Origin of the sequence: Phaeobacter sp. JH204B (assembly GCF_048055755.1) — a bacterium.
Lineage (GTDB): Bacteria > Pseudomonadota > Alphaproteobacteria > Rhodobacterales > Rhodobacteraceae > Phaeobacter > Phaeobacter bryozoorum.
This window is the reverse complement of sequence record NZ_JAYMXF010000033.1, coordinates 116,181-135,347: the sequence shown is the minus strand read 5'-3', so window position 1 is coordinate 135,347 and position 19,167 is coordinate 116,181. Positions and strand designations below refer to the sequence as shown.

At 59.9% G+C, this 19,167-nt stretch carries 18 protein-coding genes; 7 read left to right on the top strand and 11 right to left on the bottom strand.

Features of this window, described 5'->3' with window-relative positions:
- Nucleotides 1-89: 89 nt before the first annotated feature.
- Nucleotides 90-494 carry a hypothetical protein gene (locus VXL81_RS19015; RefSeq protein ID WP_340546438.1) on the bottom strand — a complete coding sequence of 135 codons (405 nt, stop codon included), beginning with the start codon at nt 492-494 and terminating at the stop codon, nt 90-92.
- 130 nt (nt 495-624) lie between these two features.
- On the opposite strand from VXL81_RS19015, the gene VXL81_RS19010 reads away from it, so the two are divergent.
- Complete coding sequence (locus tag VXL81_RS19010; protein ID WP_340546439.1) at nt 625-1,275, top strand: carbonic anhydrase; 651 nt, start codon at nt 625-627, stop codon at nt 1,273-1,275.
- Nucleotides 1,276-1,316: 41 nt separating this feature from the next.
- Here VXL81_RS19010 and VXL81_RS19005 read toward each other — a convergent pair whose 3' ends face one another.
- Nucleotides 1,317-2,474 (bottom strand): DUF3095 domain-containing protein, encoded by a 1,158-nt coding sequence (locus VXL81_RS19005; RefSeq protein ID WP_416555638.1) that lies wholly within the window; start codon nt 2,472-2,474, stop codon nt 1,317-1,319.
- A 177-nt stretch (nt 2,475-2,651) separates the two neighbouring features.
- Here VXL81_RS19005 and VXL81_RS19000 point away from each other — a divergent pair, with 177 nt between their 5' ends.
- The 4 genes from VXL81_RS19000 to VXL81_RS18985 all read left to right on the top strand — a co-directional run bounded on the left by VXL81_RS19000 (nt 2,652) and on the right by VXL81_RS18985 (nt 7,198).
- Nucleotides 2,652-3,830, top strand: a complete 1,179-nt coding sequence (locus VXL81_RS19000; RefSeq protein ID WP_416555636.1) for an MFS transporter — start codon at nt 2,652-2,654, stop codon at nt 3,828-3,830.
- A gap of 78 nt (nt 3,831-3,908) precedes the next feature.
- On the top strand, nt 3,909-4,931 hold the full coding sequence (locus VXL81_RS18995) for an aspartate-semialdehyde dehydrogenase (RefSeq protein WP_340546442.1): 1,023 nt from the start codon (nt 3,909-3,911) through the stop codon (nt 4,929-4,931).
- 130 nt (nt 4,932-5,061) lie between these two features.
- Nucleotides 5,062-5,406: a hypothetical protein gene (locus VXL81_RS18990; protein WP_416555634.1), complete on the top strand. Its 345-nt coding sequence runs from the start codon at nt 5,062-5,064 to the stop codon at nt 5,404-5,406.
- A gap of 118 nt (nt 5,407-5,524) precedes the next feature.
- Complete coding sequence (locus VXL81_RS18985; RefSeq protein ID WP_416555632.1) at nt 5,525-7,198, top strand: DUF4139 domain-containing protein; 1,674 nt, start codon at nt 5,525-5,527, stop codon at nt 7,196-7,198.
- 24 nt (nt 7,199-7,222) lie between these two features.
- Here VXL81_RS18985 and VXL81_RS18980 read toward each other — a convergent pair whose 3' ends face one another.
- The 7 genes from VXL81_RS18980 to VXL81_RS18950 all read right to left on the bottom strand — a co-directional run bounded on the left by VXL81_RS18980 (nt 7,223) and on the right by VXL81_RS18950 (nt 14,567).
- A complete protein-coding gene (locus VXL81_RS18980; protein WP_416555630.1) occupies nt 7,223-8,293 on the bottom strand; it encodes a branched-chain amino acid ABC transporter permease in 1,071 nt (356 codons plus the stop codon).
- Complete coding sequence (locus VXL81_RS18975; RefSeq protein ID WP_340546446.1) at nt 8,290-9,321, bottom strand: branched-chain amino acid ABC transporter permease; 1,032 nt, start codon at nt 9,319-9,321, stop codon at nt 8,290-8,292. The genes VXL81_RS18980 and VXL81_RS18975 overlap by 4 nt, the downstream gene beginning before the upstream one ends.
- Nucleotides 9,322-9,379: 58 nt before the next feature.
- Nucleotides 9,380-10,123, bottom strand: coding sequence for an ABC transporter ATP-binding protein (locus tag VXL81_RS18970; RefSeq protein ID WP_416534540.1), 744 nt, complete (start codon nt 10,121-10,123; stop codon nt 9,380-9,382).
- Complete coding sequence (locus tag VXL81_RS18965) at nt 10,116-10,892, bottom strand: ABC transporter ATP-binding protein (protein WP_416555628.1); 777 nt, start codon at nt 10,890-10,892, stop codon at nt 10,116-10,118. The genes VXL81_RS18970 and VXL81_RS18965 overlap by 8 nt, the downstream gene beginning before the upstream one ends.
- Before the next feature lie 114 nt (nt 10,893-11,006).
- Nucleotides 11,007-12,191, bottom strand: coding sequence for a substrate-binding domain-containing protein (locus tag VXL81_RS18960; RefSeq protein WP_340546449.1), 1,185 nt, complete (start codon nt 12,189-12,191; stop codon nt 11,007-11,009).
- A gap of 142 nt (nt 12,192-12,333) precedes the next feature.
- Entirely contained in the window at nt 12,334-13,104 is a 771-nt protein-coding gene (locus VXL81_RS18955; protein WP_416555626.1) for an HpcH/HpaI aldolase family protein, read from the bottom strand.
- Between the two features lie 44 nt (nt 13,105-13,148).
- The gene (locus tag VXL81_RS18950; protein WP_416555624.1) at nt 13,149-14,567 is read right to left on the bottom strand and encodes a pyridoxal phosphate-dependent decarboxylase family protein; all 1,419 of its coding nucleotides are present in this window, start codon (nt 14,565-14,567) and stop codon (nt 13,149-13,151) included.
- Nucleotides 14,568-14,796: 229 nt separating this feature from the next.
- On the opposite strand from VXL81_RS18950, the gene hpaR reads away from it, so the two are divergent.
- A complete protein-coding gene (hpaR, locus tag VXL81_RS18945; RefSeq protein WP_340546452.1) occupies nt 14,797-15,231 on the top strand; it encodes a homoprotocatechuate degradation operon regulator HpaR in 435 nt (144 codons plus the stop codon).
- 15 nt (nt 15,232-15,246) lie between these two features.
- On the opposite strand, the gene VXL81_RS18940 is transcribed toward hpaR, so the two are convergent.
- Both VXL81_RS18940 and VXL81_RS18935 read right to left on the bottom strand, forming a co-directional pair.
- Nucleotides 15,247-16,521, bottom strand: a complete 1,275-nt coding sequence (locus tag VXL81_RS18940) for a glycerate kinase type-2 family protein (protein ID WP_416555622.1) — start codon at nt 16,519-16,521, stop codon at nt 15,247-15,249.
- Nucleotides 16,514-18,091 carry a sulfatase-like hydrolase/transferase gene (locus tag VXL81_RS18935; RefSeq protein ID WP_416555620.1) on the bottom strand — a complete coding sequence of 526 codons (1,578 nt, stop codon included), beginning with the start codon at nt 18,089-18,091 and terminating at the stop codon, nt 16,514-16,516. The genes VXL81_RS18940 and VXL81_RS18935 overlap by 8 nt, the downstream gene beginning before the upstream one ends.
- Nucleotides 18,092-18,277: 186 nt before the next feature.
- Here VXL81_RS18935 and VXL81_RS18930 point away from each other — a divergent pair, with 186 nt between their 5' ends.
- The gene (locus VXL81_RS18930) at nt 18,278-19,105 is read left to right on the top strand and encodes a DeoR/GlpR family DNA-binding transcription regulator (RefSeq protein WP_416543504.1); all 828 of its coding nucleotides are present in this window, start codon (nt 18,278-18,280) and stop codon (nt 19,103-19,105) included.
- The last annotated feature ends 62 nt before the right edge of the window (nt 19,106-19,167 follow it).

The window sequence follows — 19,167 nt, the reverse complement described above, 5'->3', positions numbered from 1 at the left end:
AGCCTTGGTCTGACAGTTGGAGACCGGCTCCATCGGCGGCAGATCCGCTGTCAGATATATCCGAGCAAGTGTCCCCCCAGGATCACTTGTCAGACCGAAAGGTCCTGTTGCTCCCATACAGCGGTCAGGGATCGCTCGCCGATCCGCATCAGCCGGAACAGGGTCGCCGAAACTGCTGCAAAATCGTTTATGTCGATCGCGCCGGTCACGTCACGGGCAACCCGTGCCATTGCTGTCATGCCAATCTGATCGGCGATAGCGATCAGGGAACGCGCACTTTTGCGTAGGTTTGGCAAATCGTTCTGGCGCCAGAGACGTTCGCAATGAGACAGCCGCACGGCGAGTTCCTCGATCGCGCGACAAACCACATCTTCGGCCCCGGCTTCGCCGAGTTGCGTATAGAGATCCGACAGTTTGTCGGAGTCTAGGCGCACATTTTCTTTGTGTACTACAGTGAGTATTTGAGCCACCACATTAAACCCCAATTTATTCATGCCCCCACGGCACGGGCCAAACTTGCGCCTTAGAAGTTGTCAAAAGGTTTCCAGCCGGATGACCAAATCTCTCGAATTTGCTAACAATCCTTGGTAACAGACCTGCCAGAGGTCAATCGAGGAACGACACATGCAATTTGCCAAACCCCTGCCGAGCTATCTGGTGACGCGCTATCATGGGTGGAAAGCCACGACCTATAGCGAAAATCAAGGCTGGTACCGGCGGCTCGCCAGCGAAGGGCAGCGCCCGCGCGCGATGGTTATTTCCTGCTGCGACAGTCGGGTTCATGTCACCTCGATTTTCGGTGCCGATCAGGGCGAGTTCTTCATTCACCGTAATATTGCGAATTTGGTGCCGCCCTATCAGCCTGACGGCGATCACCATGGCACCAGCGCGACCGTTGAATACGCTGTTACCGTTCTGAAGGTGGCACATCTGATTGTGTTGGGGCATTCACAATGCGGTGGTGTGCAGGGATGTATCGACATGTGCAAAGGCCATGCACCAGCGCTGGATGCCAAGGAGAGCTTTGTCGGGCGTTGGATGGATATCCTGAAGCCGAAGTTTCCGCTGGTCGAAGATATCGAGGATACCGACGCGCAGGCGCGTCAGTTTGAACGGCAGGCGGTGGTTGCATCGCTCGAAAACCTGATGACCTTCCCCTTCATTGATAGCGCCGTGCGGGATGGAACATTGAGCCTGCATGGCCTTTGGACCGATATCGGCGAGGGTGGTCTGGAGTGTTATGAGCCGCGCAGCGGCAAGTTCCAGCCGGTCTGATCGGGGGCATCTCGCCAACGCAAAACGGTCCCAATCAGACCTCAGGCCGCCGCCGGATTTGAAGCGGCGGCCATTCTCAGCGCTGCTTGCGTATAGCCGCCCGCGGCCCCGTCGATGAAATGGACGTGATCGTCGCGCATCGCCGACGGTACGATGCAGGTTACCAGCGCTTCGTCCTGCTCATGCACGCCATAGCGCACCTGCCCTGCTGCCGCGGCTTTCTCCAGGATATGTGTGATCTCGTCGCGCACCTCTGCCGGACAGTCGAGTGTCAGTTTCAGGCCATCGTCGAATTTTCGAAAATCCGCGTTGGCGACGAGCATTCTGCGGTAATGCTGGGCATCAAAGCCACCAATCGGACGCTTGCGGGTGAGCGCATAGGCCGCAAAGACCGTCTGAACAAACAACTGCAGCTTTCGCAAAATCAACGCGGTTTTCCCGCGTGACATCTTTGCCTCCAGCGTCAGACCCGGCGGGGGGAAGCTGAAGCTTGGCCCGCCGTCCGGCACCGGATGACCATGGCGCTGCAACTTGTCTGCAACTGCGAGAACATCGCTGGCGATTTTGGCAAAATCCCTGGCTGAGGCCCGACTATCGGGCTGCACCACGACCGAGAGGATCATCCCGTTGCGAGCCGGTATCGTATTCCAGCGGCAGGACAGGCCTGTCAGATCCGGCGGATCGGGCAGCGGTGCGGGGGGCACTTCGAAACCTCCCAGCTTCATCTGCCGTTCCGCCCAGTTGAGGCCACCACCGGCAAACATTGCGTAGTCGGCCGCGTCTGAGACGGCATAGCGGGCAACGGCGACATCCAGGCCTTCGGCTCTGATCCAGGACACCGGCAGCAATGCGGCGCGCAGCTCGATGTCGAATTCCGCGCTGGTCCAGCTGCGCAGCCGCGCCAGCGTGTCGCGCGCGATAGCGGCGTGTTCAGGGGCCACTGCAAAGGAGGCGCCGTCACCGCCAAAGACATAGGGAAACGGCGTGCCTCCTAGGGCGTTGATCATCGCGGCAATCGCCGAGGCGCCGATGGTGTTTACCGTCTTGTAGCGCCCGGTCGCGATCAGATCGGTGGAATTGACGATATCGCAGCAGCCGACCATCCAGTCCCTCGGCAGCGGCGTAAAGGCACCAGAACGGGTCAGACCGGCAAAGTCGCGGCTGGGCGCTAGGCTTTGGTAGAAACCATCCTGTGTCATCTGCGATCCGTTCATCCTGTTGACACCATAGCCTAGCGCGACAGCAGCACACGACCAATCACGGCTAAGTGGTTTCGCACTCTTGTGAATTGGTGCGAAATCGCCACTGTGGACGAATTACGATTGCTGGTCTTGGCTGTTTGCCGGGGCAGACATCTCATTCCGGGGGGGACCAACATGCAGGCCGGGCTGGTCATATTATGTCTGGGCTACGTGCTCAGTCAGTTTTTTCGCGCATTCCTGGCGGTGCTCAGCTCCGCCTTGCAAAACGATCTGGGAGCCACGCCCAAGGATCTCGCCTTTGCCTCAGGGCTCTGGTTCCTGACCTTTGCGGCGATGCAACTGCCGGTCGGCTGGGCGCTGGATCGTGTCGGACCAAGCCGGACCGCTGCGGCACTGCTGCTGCTTGGCGGTGGCGGTGGGACGCTGGTCTTTGCGCTGGCGGCTCAGCCCTCACATATCAGCCTTGCGATGGTCCTGATCGGGATCGGCTGTTCTCCCGTGCTCATGGCGTCTTATTACATATTCGCACGCGAATATCCGCCACGCCGTTTTGCGACACTGGCGGCCGTGATGCTCGGGGTGGGCTCGCTGGGCAATCTGGTCGCGTCCTATCCAACGGCGCTGGCGGTTGAGGTCTTGGGATGGCGGGGCACGCTGTTCGGGCTTGCAGGGATCTCTACCGCAGTCGCACTGGGCATCGCGCTGACGGTAAAGGATCCGGCGCGGGTCGAGGCGGGCGAGGGGGCCAAAGGGTCTGTTCTCGATATTCTGCGCCTGCCGGTCCTCTGGCCGATATTCATCATGATGTTCGTGGCCTACGCCCCCTCTGCGGCCTTGCGGGGGCTATGGATCGGACCCTATCTGAGCGATGTTTTTGGACTGGGGCGGGAGGCGGTCGGGTTGGCCAGCCTGGTGATGGGGGTCGCGATGATCCTTGGCACCTTTGCCTATGGTCCGATGGACCGGCTGCTGGGAACCCGCAAGGGGGTCGTGCTTGGCGGCAATCTGCTTGCCTGTGTCGCGCTGGGGGCCTTGATGCTGTGGGTGGATGGTCCCGTGCCGCTGGTGGTGGCGCTGATGGCGGCCGTTGGCTTCTTTGGCGCTGCGTTTCCGGTGATCCTGGCGCAGGGGCGTGCCTTTGTGCCGCCGCATCTGGTGGGTCGCGGAGTGACCATGCTCAACTTCTTTGGCATCGGCGGGGTGGGAATCATGCAGTTTGCCAGTGGGCGCCTGCATGCGGAAACGTCCGGTGCGGACCTTTCCTTGCCCTATTTGGCCATTTTCGGTTTCCTGCTCGCGTTTTTGCTGGCCGGATGCGCAATATATCTGCTCAGCCGAGACAGCTTGGATTGATCTAGCCTTTCCTCGCGCGGGCTTTCCCGATAAGACACCGCAGCCGGTCACGAGGCCGGACACAATTGGAGACACAAAATGGGTTATCGCGTCGTTATCGCGGGCGCCACGGGCAACGTGGGCCGTGAAATGCTGAACATTCTGGCTGAACGCCAGTTTCCTGTGGATGAGATTGCAGTTCTGGCGAGCCGCAAATCCCTCGGCACCGAAGTCACATTCGGCGACAAAACACTGAAGACCCAAGATCTCGACACCTTTGATTTCAGCGGCTGGGATATGGCGCTGTTTGCCATCGGGTCCGACGCGACCAAGAAATACGCGCCCAAGGCCGCTGGCGCCGGTTGCGTGGTTATCGATAACTCGTCGCTTTATCGTTATGATCACGATGTGCCGCTGATTGTTCCTGAGGTGAACCCGCAGGCGGTGCATGGCTATGCCAAAAAGAACATCATCGCGAACCCCAACTGCTCGACCGCACAGATGGTTGTCGCGCTGAAGCCGCTGCATGATCGCGCCAAGATCAAGCGCGTTGTGGTCTCCACCTATCAGTCGGTTTCCGGCTCCGGCAAGGAAGCGATTGATGAGCTGTGGGATCAGACCAAAGCAGTCTACAATCCGACACAGGATGTTCCGCCCTCTGTCTATACCAAGCAGATCGCGTTCAACGTGATCCCGCACATCGACGTCTTTCTTGATGATGGTTCCACCAAGGAAGAGTGGAAGATGGTTGCGGAGACCAAGAAGATCGTCGATCCGTCGATCAAGGTCACGGCGACATGCGTCCGCGTGCCGGTCTTTGTCGGCCACTCCGAATCCATCAACATCGAGTTCGAAGACTTCCTGGACGAAGATGAAGCCCGCGATATTCTGCGCGAAGCGCCGGGCATTATGGTGATCGATAAGCGCGAAGACGGCGGCTATGTGACGCCGGTCGAATGCGTCGGCGACTTCGCAACCTTTATCAGCCGGATCCGCCAGGACTCGACCATTGATAACGGCATCAACCTGTGGTGCGTCAGCGACAACCTGCGCAAGGGCGCTGCCCTGAACGCTGTCCAGATCGCAGAGCTTCTGGGGCGTGAAGTTCTGAAAAAAGGTTAAAAACCTATCCATTCAGAGAGGGGGTTGTCTCGAAAGAGACGGCCCCTTTACCGTTTGTACAACTGTTCTTGCCAGCCTTTATCCCACTAGTCTGATGGGAGTTGGATGAAGGTAACTTGGGGGTAAGACCATGATGGGAAAAACACCGACGCAGGCGCAGACACATGAGACTGTAATCAGCTCGGGGGAAACGGCTTGGGCCACAGCACGCAACGGTTCGCGCCTAGATGCCGAAATGGCGGCGCAGCTGCGGATGGTTTTGAGCGAGAGCTTTCGCACAGCAAAGAACTGGCTGGATCTGATCCGGGCTCTGCGCAGCAAGGGATTTTATCTGGAGCGCAGTGACGGGCGGACCCGTCTTCGCGATGCGCATAGCCACGTCGAAATCTGTACCTGCCGGTTTCTTGGGTTTCCTGGGAAAGAGCTGGAGGTGCGATTTGGGGCTCCATTGCCGGACAACATAAGCCAAGCCTGAGCAAGCACTGGCAGTTTGCGTCATGATGGGATGCAACGGCTGGTAACATCTCGCAACGATACGTAGATTTGATCACAGGCGGGCCGCTTGTCCGCGATTTGATCAATCGAGAGATATCATGCGACCTGTTCATTCAGTTTTTGCCATTCTTGCGGCTGCCACCGGCACAATCAGCATTGCCACATCCGCAGTTGCGGATGTGTTCCCTGTTTCTAGCCAGGTTTCCGCGGTAACGCTTTATCCGGGGCTTGCCCAAATCACCCGCACTGCGGCGGTGGACCTGCCTGTCGGGCGGCACCAGCTGATCCTGCAAAACGTGCCACAAAGTGCGCAGACCGCCAGCCTGCAGGTGCAGATCGCGGGCGGGCGCCGTATCAGCACCCTAATGCGAGAGGAGTCCGTGCCCCCTCAGGACGTGGCGACACCTGAGATTGACGCTGCTGAGACACGTATCCGTCAGATCGAAGAACAGATCGCAGCCGTGACGGATGAAGCGGAACGTGCCCGAGCCATGGCCCGAGCCGCGCAGAGTTCAATCCAATTCCTTGAACAACTTGGCGGTAATGATGGTCTGGCGGGGGCGGATGCCTCAGCGCTGGCGGATATCGCGGTGATGATCTCAAACCGGGCTACTGCAAGCCATCGTGAGATTATTGATGCAGAGGCCGAGGCCCGCGCCAAGGAAAAAGCTCTGACAGCACTCCAGGACGAATTGAAGGAGGCCCGCGCAGCACTCGCCGCCATCGCGCTGGAGGATGAGGACCGGCTCTTCATTGAGGTGGAAGTCGACGTTGCGGAGGCTGGGGGTGCCGAGGTTACACTCACCTATCTGACAGCTGGAGCGGGACATATAGGGTGGTCTCCCCATTATGAGCTGCATCTTGCGACGGGTGATGTGGCGGAGCTGACTCTGGCGCGCAGCGTGATGCTGGCGCAGGATACGGGCGAGAGTTGGCAGGATATTGCGCTGACGCTGTCGACGGCGGAACCGCTGGGGCAATCAGCGCCATCGCGCCTGTTCCCACAGCTGCGTCGGATCGAGAAACCGATGCCTGTCCCAACGCCTAAGCAGCGGCTGTCATCTGATATGGAATTGCAGCTTGCCAACGAACCGATAATCGAAGCGGCTGTGTTGGTTGATGAGCTACTTCCGCAATGGAGCGTCGACACGGGCGGCGTTGCGGCTGTCTATGGGTTTGGTGAGCCGGTCTCCATTGCCTCGGGTGTGGATGCGTTGCGGCTAGAAATGGACAGTGTCACCGCAAGCGCCGAGTTGAGGGCACAGGCGGTGCCACTGCGCAATGAGGTCGCTTATCGCGTGGTGCGTTTCGCAAACGAATTTGGCGAGCAGTTGCTGCCTGCAACGGAGGCTGCGCATTTTGTGGACGGGAAGCTGGTCGCCGTTGCAGAGTTTCCGGGTCTGGCACCTGGGGCAGAGGCAGACATCGGGTTTGGGCCGATCAAGGGGCTGACCCTGCGCCGCGATGTTCTGGATCAGAGCGAAGGTGAACAGGGCCTGATTTCGCGCAATGCGGAACAGTTTAGCCGGGTTGAGATCGAGATCGAGAACCTGACTGACCAGCCCTGGCCTTTGCGGGTCCTTGACCGTGTTCCATACTCCCAGCAGGACGACCTTAAGATACGCTGGTCTGCGCGCCCTGCGCCGACGGAAGAAAACGTCGAGAAACAGCGCGGGATATTGGCCTGGGACATGGAGATCGCTCAGGGCGCGCGTGAAGTGATCCAGATCGAGACAGAGCTGAGCTGGCCTGAAGATCAAATTCTGCGCTAGCCCTGCCGCCTGCCGGTCTCGGCGCTAGCGTTGCCCGCGCAGGCGGCCCACCACGCCGCTAGGGAAGAAGTAGACGCTAAGAATGAAAAGGACACCCAGCCACAATAGCCACCTGTCCGGGCTCAGGAGTTCGGGCAGCAACGGCAACCCTTCGGTCATGCCGGAAAGCACGCCCATCAGGTTTTGCAGGTAATTCTGCGCAAGTACAAAAACGGTCGCACCAACCACCGCACCGTAGATCGTGCCCATACCACCGATGACGACCATCAGCAGGATATCAATCATGATGGTCATCGACAGGGTGGTGTCTGGTCCCACGTAACGTAGCCAGATCGCATAGAGAGAGCCGGACAGCGCAGCAATCGCCGCCGAGAGACAGGTGGCCGTGACGCGGTAGTAAACAACGCGGTAGCCGATCGCCTCCGCGCGGAAATCGTTCTCGCGGACGGCCTGCAAAACGCGACCGAACGGTGAATTCACGACGCGCAGCAGGGCCAGAAACAGCAGCGCGCTGCCTGCGAAAATCAGGTAGTAGGTGAGCAGTCGTCCGTTGAGTTTGACGCCGAACAGTTCACCGCCAAACAGCTCCGTGCCAAATTTGAACGCAGGTCCCAACTCGCGCGGGGTCTTGAACGTCAGACCGTCTTCGCCGCCGGTCAGACCAGAGAGCTGGCTGACAAGGACGGCAACGGCGGAGGCAACCGCAAGCGTGATCATCGCAAAAAAGATGGCCCGCACCCGCAATGAAAACAGGCCAATCAACAGCGCCAGCCCAGCGGCGAGACCAGCACCGGTGAGAGAGCCGACCAGAAGCGCATCGAATCCGCGCCCCATGTGGGTGGAGGCCAGTGCCACACCATAGGCGCCCATGCCAAAGAACATCGTGTGGGCAAAGCTGACGATGCCGCCGTAGCCCAGCAGCAGATCATAGCTCGCCACCAGCACCACGAATATGCAGATGCGTGCAGCCGTATCCACTGTCCGCACGCCCGGAAACAGGAAGGGTGCGGAGGCAAGGCAAATCAGAATGACAGCCAGCAAAAGGGCCAGAATGCGAGAGCGGGGCAGGTCGCCAGACAGAAGGATGTGCATCATTTTGCCTTTACCACCGGGATCATTCCCATCGGGCGCCACATCAGGATTGCGACCATTAGGGCGATATTGGAAACAAGGGCCAGTTTCGGCTCTACGAAGGCGACATAGTTCTGCAACAGCCCGACCAGCAGCGCACCGATGAAGCAGCCTTCAACCGATCCGAGACCGCCGATGATCACCACAATGAAGATCAGGATCATCGCCTGATTGCCCATATGGGCGGTGATAACTTCCTGATAGAGGCCCCACATCACACCTCCCAGGCCCGCAAGGGCTGAACCTGCGATGAACACGCCGACGAAGACGAGGCGCAGGCGATATCCGAGCGCGGCGACCATCTCGCCATTCTGTACGCCTGCGCGCACGATCAACCCGATCTTGGTCCGGCGCAGCACGAAGCGCATGGCAGCAAAGACCGCAAGGCCGACGGCGACGGTAACAAGACGGTACTTCTCGATAGCGGCGTCGCCGAAGGTCAGCGCCCCCTTCAGCGCCTCGGGACGTGTGAAGTAGATTTCTTCCGGCCCCCAAAGGACGATGATCAGCTGTTCGGCAATGATCAGGCCACCCATGGTGACCAGGATCTGGCTCAGATGATTGCCATAGACGGGTTTGACGATCACCCGTTCGAATGCCCAGCCCATGAGGGCGGTCGCCGCCATTGCGGCAAGAACGGCGGCGAGAATGGCCAGCAGGTTCAATGCCAGCGACGGCGCATTGGTCAGCTGGCCCAGTGTCAGCAAAACCGAAATTCCGATGAAGGCTCCAACAGAAACGAAGGCGCCATGGCCGAAGTTGATGACATCCATCAGCCCGAAAACAAGCGTCAGCCCGGAGGCCATGAGGAAGATCATCATTCCCATGGCCAGCCCGGAAACCGTCAGGGTCATCCAGCTTGCAGGGTTCTGCACGGCGATAAAACCGGCGATAGCCAACAGTGGAACCAGCAGCAGCGGTGCGTAGGGGGCCAGTCGGTCGCGGAGCGACGATTGAGCCATCGTTGGCGCGTGTTCGGGGGCGGCGGTCATCTGTTGATCTCCTGCCGGATAAGGCAATGGCGGGGTCTGTCTTGAACATCGGGCATGTTCAATGCGCCTCCATGCTGAGGCCCATCAGCCGCTCCTGCAAAGCGGTGTCGCCTGCCAATTCAGCCATTGCGCCTGACCAGATGACACGGCCGTCGTCCATAACGCTGGCGGTGTCGCCAAGCGCCTTGGCGACTGCAAAATTCTGTTCGACCATCAGGATCGATGCACCCTGATCTTTCAGGTCCTTGATCGCGCGTGCCATGGTGGAGATGATCGCCGGGGCCAAGCCTTTTGTCGGTTCGTCGATCAGGTATAGCTTGCGTTCTTCGATCATGGCGCGGGCAATTGACAGCATCTGTTTTTGCCCGCCGGAGAGATTTCCGGCTTCGGATTTCCAAAAGGTCTTCAGCGGCGGAAAGGCCTGAAAGATCCAGTCGAGCCGCGCCGTATCAATCGGGCCGGAAACCGCGGCGAGGACCATGTTTTCTTCAACAGTCAGATCGGCAAAGATCCCCATATCCTCGGGGACGAAGCCGATGCCCGCGCGGGCAATGCTGGCGGTGGGCGTCTGGGTGATGTCGGCTCCATCGAACAGGATGCGGCCACGATGGGTTCGCCAATGGCCGATAATGCTGCGTAGGGTCGTTGTTTTGCCGACACCGTTGCGCCCCAGCAGCATGGTGACACCGCCGCGCGGAACATCGAGGTCGACCCCCTGAAGAATATGGTACTGGGCGATCTTGGTATGGATCTCCTCAATCCGCAGAAGAGGAGGGGGGGCGGTCCGGTCGAGGTCAGACATGATCAAGGATCCCCTCCAGCCCACGGCCCATATAGGCCTCCTGCACCACGTCGGAGGCCATCACCTCCGTCGGAAGGCCATCGGCAGCCAGCGCGCCATTGTGAAGAACGATAATGCGGTCCGCTAGGGTTCGGATCACATCCATCTTATGCTCGACCAACAAGATGGTGCGGTCGGTCTGGCTTTTCAGATCCGCGATGAGATCCAGCACGACCGGCGCTTCGTCCACGCTCATCCCGGCTGTCGGCTCGTCAAACATATAGACAAGAGGATCGAGCGCGATCAGCAGAGCGATTTCCAGCTTGCGCTGATTGCCATGGGACAGCTCCGAAACCATCTGCTGACGCTCGTCCAGCAGGCGGACCTGGGCGAGAATTCTTTCGGCCTGATCAATCAGATCGGTGTGGCCTGTGACCATCGACCAAAGATTGAAGCCGCGCGCAGCCTTGGCCTGCACCACCAGCCGGACGTTTTCCAGCACAGTAAGGTCGGGAAACAGATTGGTCATCTGGAATGCGCGACCGATGCCTGCTTTGGTGCGGGCTGATACGGACTGCGTGCTGATATCCCGCCCCATCAGCGTGACGCGACCGGCGCTGGCGGGAATCTGTCCTGAAATCAGGTTGAAATAAGTGGTCTTCCCGGCGCCATTGGGGCCGACAATGGCCGTGAGTTCGCCCGGATGAAAGTCACAAGTCACCGCATCGACGGCCACATGCCCGCCAAAGCGTACGGTGAGATCGCTGGTGGACAGTAGAGGGGCGGGCATGGGTGCATCCATCTGAAACGGGGGCGGTGGCCGGGTGATCGCGGCGGGCCGCGAAATCCTATGCGACGTGCCGGGCCCGGTGGCGGTCGCCCCGGACCCGGTCGCGTTGTGTGATCAGTTGCGGATCGGAATCGGCAGATCGTCGATGCTCAGCTCGCGAACCAGTTCCGGGATCGCCCATTCGACATCGTCGTCGACACGTAGTTTGAAGTGATACATGGATTGCAGCGCCTGATGATCCTCGGCCCGGAATTTCATGGTGCCCTTCGGGGTTTGCCATTCCATGCCTTCCATCGCCGCAATCAACGCCTCGGTGTCGGTGGATCCGGCCTTCTTGATCGCTTCCACGGCGGCGATGCCAGCGGCCATTCCGCCCGCGGTGAAGAAATCGGGCGGGCTGTCGAACCGTTCAAAATGGGTCTTCACCAGCCAGTCGTTCACCGGATTGTCAGGCAGTTCGTAGTAGTAATACGTGCCACCTTCCATACCTGCGAAATCCTTGAACCCTTTCAGGGCGGCGAGGATGTTTCCAACGCCGGCAAATTCGATCCCGAAGCGACCGGGATCCATCGCGTTGATCTTGGCCCATGGATTGCCACCACCGGCCCAGATGATGAAAAGCTTCTTCTCGCCCTCGAGATCTTTCATCGCGTTGAAAATGCGCTCGCCCGCAGCGGTAAAGTCGGTGGTGTCGGTTGGGGCGAATTCCTCATGGACAATTTGGTGGCCCTGAGCGGCCAGGGCTTCGCGGAAGGCTGCGATGCCGTCGCGGCCAAAGGCATAGTCCTGTGCCAGCGTCGCGATATGCACATTTTCACCGGCTAGGGCGATGGCGCTGGCCACCGCATCCTGCGAGGAATTGCGCGAGGTGCGGAAAATGTAACGGTTCCAATTCGCGCCCGTGATGGAATCGGCAACCGCCGGCTCCACGATCAGCAGTTTTTCGTATTCTTCGGCAACCGGCAGCATCGCCAGCGCAACGCCGGAGCTGACCGGCCCGATGGCCAAATCCACCTCGTCGTCGCCGTAGGCTTCTTCCAGAAGTGCCTTGCCATTCTCAGGCTTGAGCTGGGTGTCCTTTTCGATCACGACGATCTTTTCGCCGTTGATTTCCATAGTGCCGCCGGTGGCATATTCCAGACCCAGCATCAGCCCGTCATGGGATTGTTTGGCATAGGCCTCGAACGGGCCGGTCTTGCCGTAGACATGGGCGATTTTGATATCTGCAAAGGCGGCGGTGGCCAGCGCAGAGGTCAGCGTCAGTGCGGAGACCATCCCCGCAGCAAATGTGCGTTTCATCCTGTAGCTCCCTCGTGGCGCGCCAAGATGTTTGGCGCGGTCTCGCTCCTGTGGTGGCAGGCTAGCGGCGGGGTGTCAAACCGGTCAATTGCGCGGAAATACGTATTTTTTGATCTCGTTTTGTGAACGTGGCGTTCGGCGTCTATTTCGCAGACCATTCAGTGGCGAGGGCGCGGGCGTTATTGGCCAAGACCATTACGTCAATCCCAACTGCAAGGAACTGCGCGCCCATATCCAGATAGGCCTGTGTCGCCTCGGGGGCAGTGCCCAGAATGCCAGGCGCCCTTCCGGCAGCCTTGATCCGGGTCATGGCATCGGCGATCACTGCTCTGACCTCCGGGTGGGCGGAGTTGCCCTGATGTCCCATGTCAGTGGACAGGTCGGCAGGTCCTATAAAAATCCCGTCGACACCTTCGACCTCGAGAATGTCGTCGAGATTTTCGATGCCTTTACGGTTTTCGACCTGCAACAGGAGGCAGATTTCCTGATCGGCGGTTCGAGTATAGTCGCTGACAGAGCCGAACATCGACGCCCGCGCCGCAGTTGCGCCCACGCCACGGGTGCCGGTGGGCGGATAGTGGCAGGCTCGGACCAGCTCTCTGGCCTGTTCGGCAGTTTCGACGATAGGTATCAGGACCGTTTGCGCACCGGCGTCTAGAACCTGTTTGATAATCCATGTCTCTCCAGCCGGAACGCGCACGACGGGATGACTCTTGGAGGCAGCCAGAGCCATCAGCTGATCACGAATGGACCGGATGTCGTTTGGCGCATGTTCACCGTCGATCACCAGCCAATCGAAGCCACAGGTTCCCATTACTTCGGCTACGGCACCCTCACCAAAGCTCATCCAGCACCCAATCTGGCGATCGCCCCGCGATAGAGCCTGTTTGAAGGTGTTTGTGGTGGCGGGCATTGGCAAATCTCCTGTTTGGGTCGGGTGGCGCGGGTTTGTTCTGGTCACCGGGCTTTCAGGGCGCGCGCAATCTCGGTGATAACCTCATGTGCCAGCATAACATCAGCTTCGGTTGTCTCAAACTGGCCAGCCTGGAACCGGATAACCAGCGCGCCGTCGACGCGGGTCTGGGTCAGATAGATACGACCATCGTCATTGATCGCGTTCACCAGTTGTAGATTGAGTTCATCCAGATCGTTAGCGCCCTCCGGGGCATAGCGGAACGACCAAAGCGACCACATTGGTGGTGTCACAATCTCGAAATCAGGCTCTAATTTGAATTTATCGTGCAGCTGGTTGGACCAGATGATGTGGTTGCGCAGGCGCTGGCGCAGACCCTCCAGCCCGTAGGTGCGGATCAGGAACCAGATTTTCAGGGCCCGGAACCGGCGGCCCAGCGGCACCGACCATTCGGAATAGTTGATGATGCCGTCATGGCCGTGGGTCTTGAGGTATTCCGGGCTGATGGCGAGGGTTTGCACCAGATCGTCCGGGTTCCTCACAAAATGGGCGGAGCAGTCGAACTGCACGCCCAGCCATTTGTGCGGGTTGAAGACGATGCTGTCGGCGCGTTCGACGCCGGGCCAGTAGTGGCGGTATTCCGGGCAGATCATGGCGGAGCCGGCCCACGCGGCGTCCACATGGGTGTAGAGGCCGTATTTTTCGGCGACGTTCAGCACCTGATCCACCGGATCGGTGGCGCCAACGCCGGTGCCGCCCACGCAGAGAATGACGCCCGCTGGCTGGTGACCCGCGGCGAGGTCGGATTGGATCGCCGCCTCCAGCGCGTCCGGGTCCATGCCGCGCCAGTCGCCCTTGATGGGGATGCGGATCAGGTTCTGCTGGCCGATGCCCGCGACCCAGATAGCGCGGTCGATGGAGGTGTGGACCTCAGATGAACAGTAAATCCGGAGTGGCTTTTGGGCGAACAGGCCCTGCTGGTTGCCTTGCCAGTTCAGCGCCTTTTCCCGCATGGTCAGGACGGCGGCAAGGGTGGCCGAGGAAGCGGAGTCCTGGATGACGCCCTGGAACTGGTCGGGCAGGTCCAGCGCCTGGCGCAGCCAGTCCATCATCCGCGTTTCCATCTCAGTTGCCGCCGGCGAGGTCTGCCACAGCATGCATTGCGGCGCGATGGCGGAGGCGAGGAATTCCGCCAGCACCGAGGGCGCGGCGGCGTTGGAGGTGAAATAGGCAAAGAAGCGCGGGTGCTGCCAATGGGTGATGCCGGGCATCACGATGTCTTCGAAATCGCGGAAGATCACCTCCATCCCCTCGCCATCCTCGGGCGGGGTTTGGGGCAGGGCGCTCAGCACCTCGCCGGGAGCCGTCTGCGCTCGCACCGGGCGGTCGCCGACGGTCAGGTGATAGTCCTGTGCCCAGTCTGCAACCTTGCGGCCCCAGTGAGAAAAATCATTCCAGTTCATCGTGTCGTCCTTGGGCTTAGCATCCGGCTACCTTAGATGAGCATATAATTAACATGTGCATTAATACCTGTCCACATGCTCAATCGTATCCGATGTCAGAGATCCGCTCAGCGTCATTCCGCCAATACAGGTATAGACCCGGTCGATTTGGATTGCCCAGCAGCGTAAGTGCTAGTCACACCGGGTACTGAGGATTTGCCTTTGCGCCCCTAGACAGCGATAATCTGGCATGACCAAGCAGTTACCAAGCACAGACCGATCCTTGCCCATTGCCCTGCTGCGCGCGCGTGAGCGCGTGATGGGCCCTATTCGCGCGTTGCTGAGCGACGCGGGGCTGACCGAACAGCAATGGCGCGTGTTGCGGGTCGTTCAGGAAACAGGTGACATTGATCCGACGCAAATTTCCGAGCGCGCGTGCCTGCTGCTTCCCAGCTTGACCCGCATCCTGCAGAAGCTGGAGGATAAGGGGCTGATCCAACGGGCAAAGGATCAGATGGATCGCCGCCGCCAGATTGTCAGTATTACCGAAGCGGGCGAACAGGTGATTGACGACAACTTGCAGGCCAGTCTCGCCGTGATCGAACGGACCCGCGCGCAGATGGGGAATGAGCGTTACGAGGCGCTTCTGGATCTGCTGAACGAACTGCACCAGCTGGAAGAGTAGCCGCGACAGGTGTCCCTAACGGGCGGGCAGAAGCATGATCTGAATATCCGCCACATTGGTGCCGGTTCCGCCGGTTACAAACAGATCATCCGCAAATCTGAGCGCCCGGTTGCTGTCGTTGTTCCTGAGCAAGGCCATCGGGTCGCCCCCCTTGTCCAGAATGCGCTGCCACGTGCCCCCATCGACAATGCCTCCTGCCGCATCCGTCGGACCGTCCCGCCCATCGGTGCCCGCTGACAGGAAAGCCCAGCTTCCGCTCAGCGTTTGGCGGCCTAAGCGCGCCACATGGAGCGCCAGTTCCTGATTGCGTCCACCGCGGCCTGTTCCGGTCAGATTTACCGTTGTTTCCCCGCCGAAGATCAGCGCGACCGGGTGGTTTGAAACCCGTGCCTGGGCTGCGGAGATAATCCGTGCCGCGGCGGCCTCCACATCTCCGGTCAGGGCATCATCAACGATATCGGCAGACCAGCCCTTGCGTGCGGCCAGTTCCTTCATGGCGATCAGGCTGTGACGGTTAGACCCGATCAGATGTGCAATGACGGACCCTGTATCAAGGAGGGTTTGTGCAGGGTCATCCTGTGCTGACAAATGGGCCTGAACAGCGCCCGGAAGCGAGGCCCAAAGGTCATGCGCTACAAGACAGTCGCGCGCCATGGTGCGCGATCCCAGCGGTGCCACCGTCGGACCCGAGGCTATCGCGCGCAGATCATCACCGATCACATCCGACAGAATATAGCTGAAGACCGGTGCGGGGTAGGCGGAGCGCAGGAGGCCACCTCCCTTCAGCTCAGAGAGTTGCTGACGGATCAGATTCATCTGCATGATGTCCAGTCCGGCTCCCAAAAGGAGATCGGTGACTGCGGTTTTATGGGCAAGTGTAAGCCCTGCAGCCGGCGCCACGGCGAGGGCAGAACCACCACCGGAAATCAGCGCCACCACACTGTCATTGGCAGTCAGGTCGCCGACGGCCTGACGCAGGACGGCGCCAGCCGCGAGGCTCATGTCATTGGGCACCGGATGGTCACCGGCCAGGACACTGGCTCCGGGGATCTCGGCAAGGTTTTCCGGGTTGGTGACGGCGACCGCCCTGTCGGATGGCGGGAGCATCCGCATGGCCTGTCGCATCATGGGTACGGCGGCCTTCCCCAGTGCAATAAGGATCAGGCGTCCGCCGGGGCGCGGCAGGGGTGGCGGATGCTGTAGCAAGCTTTCCGCCAAGGCCATGGCAGGGTCGGCTCGGGCGATGGCGGCGGCAAACAGATCGCCGAGGGTGCTTCGCAGGTCAGCCATGCTGGACACCGGGAGTATTCGTTGGCCTGTGGCGGGCCTGCCTGCGCGGCCCATGCGGCGTAATGGTGTCGAGAGACAGGGTGTGGTCCATGTTGCGCATCCGGTGCCGCAGCATTTGGCGGGTGAGACGGGCCAGATCGCCCTGGTGCTCGGGGTGTTCCGCGACATTGACCCTTTCGCCCTCGGCGGTGTGGTCAAACAGCAGTGGCGGCAGGTCAGCGGCAAATTCAACCAATGTAAACCGCGCGTCCCGTAGAATAGCGAGGCAGGAATTGCTAGCATCGGTTCCCAGATGGTGTTGCCAGATACTGGGGCGTTCTGGCTCGCCAAAGTCCAGTTCCGAATAGCTGTAGCTGCGCCAGTCGTCTGGTGTTTCCCCGGAAACCAGTGGGAGCAAAGACCGCCCATCCATTGAGTTGGGGACCGCCTGACCGACCCAGTCGAGAATAGTCGGGGCCAGGTCGATCGACTCCGTGATGTCTTGCACGACCGCTCCGGCGCGTATGGCGTTGCCCGGTTGGCGAATGATCAACGGGGTATGATAGGCGGCATCATAGACAGAGAATTTGCCCCAGCTGTGCCGGTCACCCAGCATTTCCCCATGATCGGCGCTGAGCACGACAAGTGTATTCTCCAATTGGTCGCTGTCCTGCAGATATTGCATGACCCGGCCAATATGAGCGTCGACCTCGCTGGCGAGGCCTAGGTAGATCGCCCGCAGGGTCTGGATTACCGGGTCGCTGAGGTCCAGATCCGGAAAACCCTCGACAAAGGAGGCAGGAGACGCAGCGCGGGTGGTCGGGTCGAAAAACGGATGGACCGCGCGTTCGTCCTCTACAGTGGCGAGGCGCTGCGGCAGCGGCAGGCTGGCGGGATCGTACATCCCGTTGTAAGGCGCAGGCGCGACCAGCGGCGGATGCGGGCGGATATAGGTGAGATGTGCGAACCAGCTCTGATCGCGGTAGCCAGGCATTGTCGCCAGAAACCGATCGGTGAGAAAGGCGGTATCGCTATCCTCGGCCCGGTACACAGCGGGGTCGTTCAGTCTAGGAGCGCCCCCGGTTGGCGATACCGGTTTGTAGATGTCCCAGTAGCGATCGAAGGTATAGCCCTTGTTCAGCAGATGCGCGCGCCATGGATGCGACATCTCCATCCGCATTTCCAGCATCTCGTGGAAACCGGCCATCGGGTATTCGTAGGTCTGCATCGCCGGGTCGCCGGGGTGGTAGATGCGCGGGTCATGCGAGGTGTCGGTATAGCCAAACAGCATCGGCAGATAACCCGCCTTGCGCATCTCAGACGCGAGGTTTGGTGTGTCATGCCGGAGCGGTGTCCCGTTGCGAACGGATCGGTGGTTCATCGCATACTGGCCAGTCAGGATCGAGGCCCGCGACGGTCCGCAGGGATTCACGACCGTATAGTTCCTCTGGAAGGTAACGGCATCCGCCATCAAGGCGCGCAGGTTTGGCAGCGCTACGTGCTCGGCCAGGGCTCCAAACAGGCAATCCGCCCGCATCTGATCGATCAGGATAAACAGGACATTCCTGCGCTGGTCTGAAGCTTGGCTCATGTGGAATTTCCTTGCCGCAATTGCGGCCAGATAAGCCTGAAATCACGAGTATGGCAAAGGGTTTCCCTGCCATCACATTGTTGAATTTGACCGTTTGTGTGGAATTTTGTGTTTTTATGTTTGATTTTTTCGGCATCCCTGTGGTTCACTCTCCAGCGAAATCTCACTCCTTGCCAAGGCTGCCTATTGCCCGAAGACCAGAAAATCTCGCACCGCGAATTGGAGCTGCTGGAGGCCTTGCGCCGTCTGGGCGGATCGGCACGCAGCGGCGAGCTGGCCAAGGTTCTGAAGGTGTCGGAGGAAACCGTGCGTCGGACCATCAAGGCGCTCGCGAAACAGGGACTAGTGCAGCGAGTGCACGGAGGCGCCTACCTAGCGGGACCAGATGCGGCGGATAGTTTCTTCCGACGGATCTCGAAATATACGGCGGAAAAGCAAAGCATCGCTGCCAGGGCACTGGACCACGTTACCGACGGGATGGCGGTTTTTCTCGATGTCGGCTCCACCACCGCTTTTGTCGCCAAGGCGCTGCGTAGTCGCGCCGGTCTGACGGTGGTCACGAATTCCATTGGTGTGGCGCAGACGCTGGCCAATCATAACGGCAACAGGGTGCATTTCCTCGGCGGCGAAATACAGAGCAACGAACGCGGTACATTTGGGCATGTCGCTGAACAGCAGGTCCAGGAGTTCGCGCTGGATGTGGCGGTGTTGTCGGCAGATGCGTTTTCTGCCAAACACGGCGCGCTTTACCAAAGTGCGACAGAAGCACAGCTGGCAGCTGTGGTGGCGCAGGTTGCCGAATGGACCATGCTGGTGGTCGCGCACCCGAAATTCGAAGGCACTGCGCCGCATCGCGGTCCGCAACCGGAACTGCTGGATCTGTTGTTGACCGATATCATGCCTGCCCGCAAATACCGCCGTGCATTGGAACTCTGGGAGATTGACCTTGAACTGGCGCCTGGTTCGAACAGCCCGGAAACAGAAGGGGGCGAGAGCAAGATCAGGAAGGGATAACCTGATTGGCGGAATCGCCGGGAGGGCTGCGCAGCTGGGGTTTCCCATCGCGCCAAGAAAAG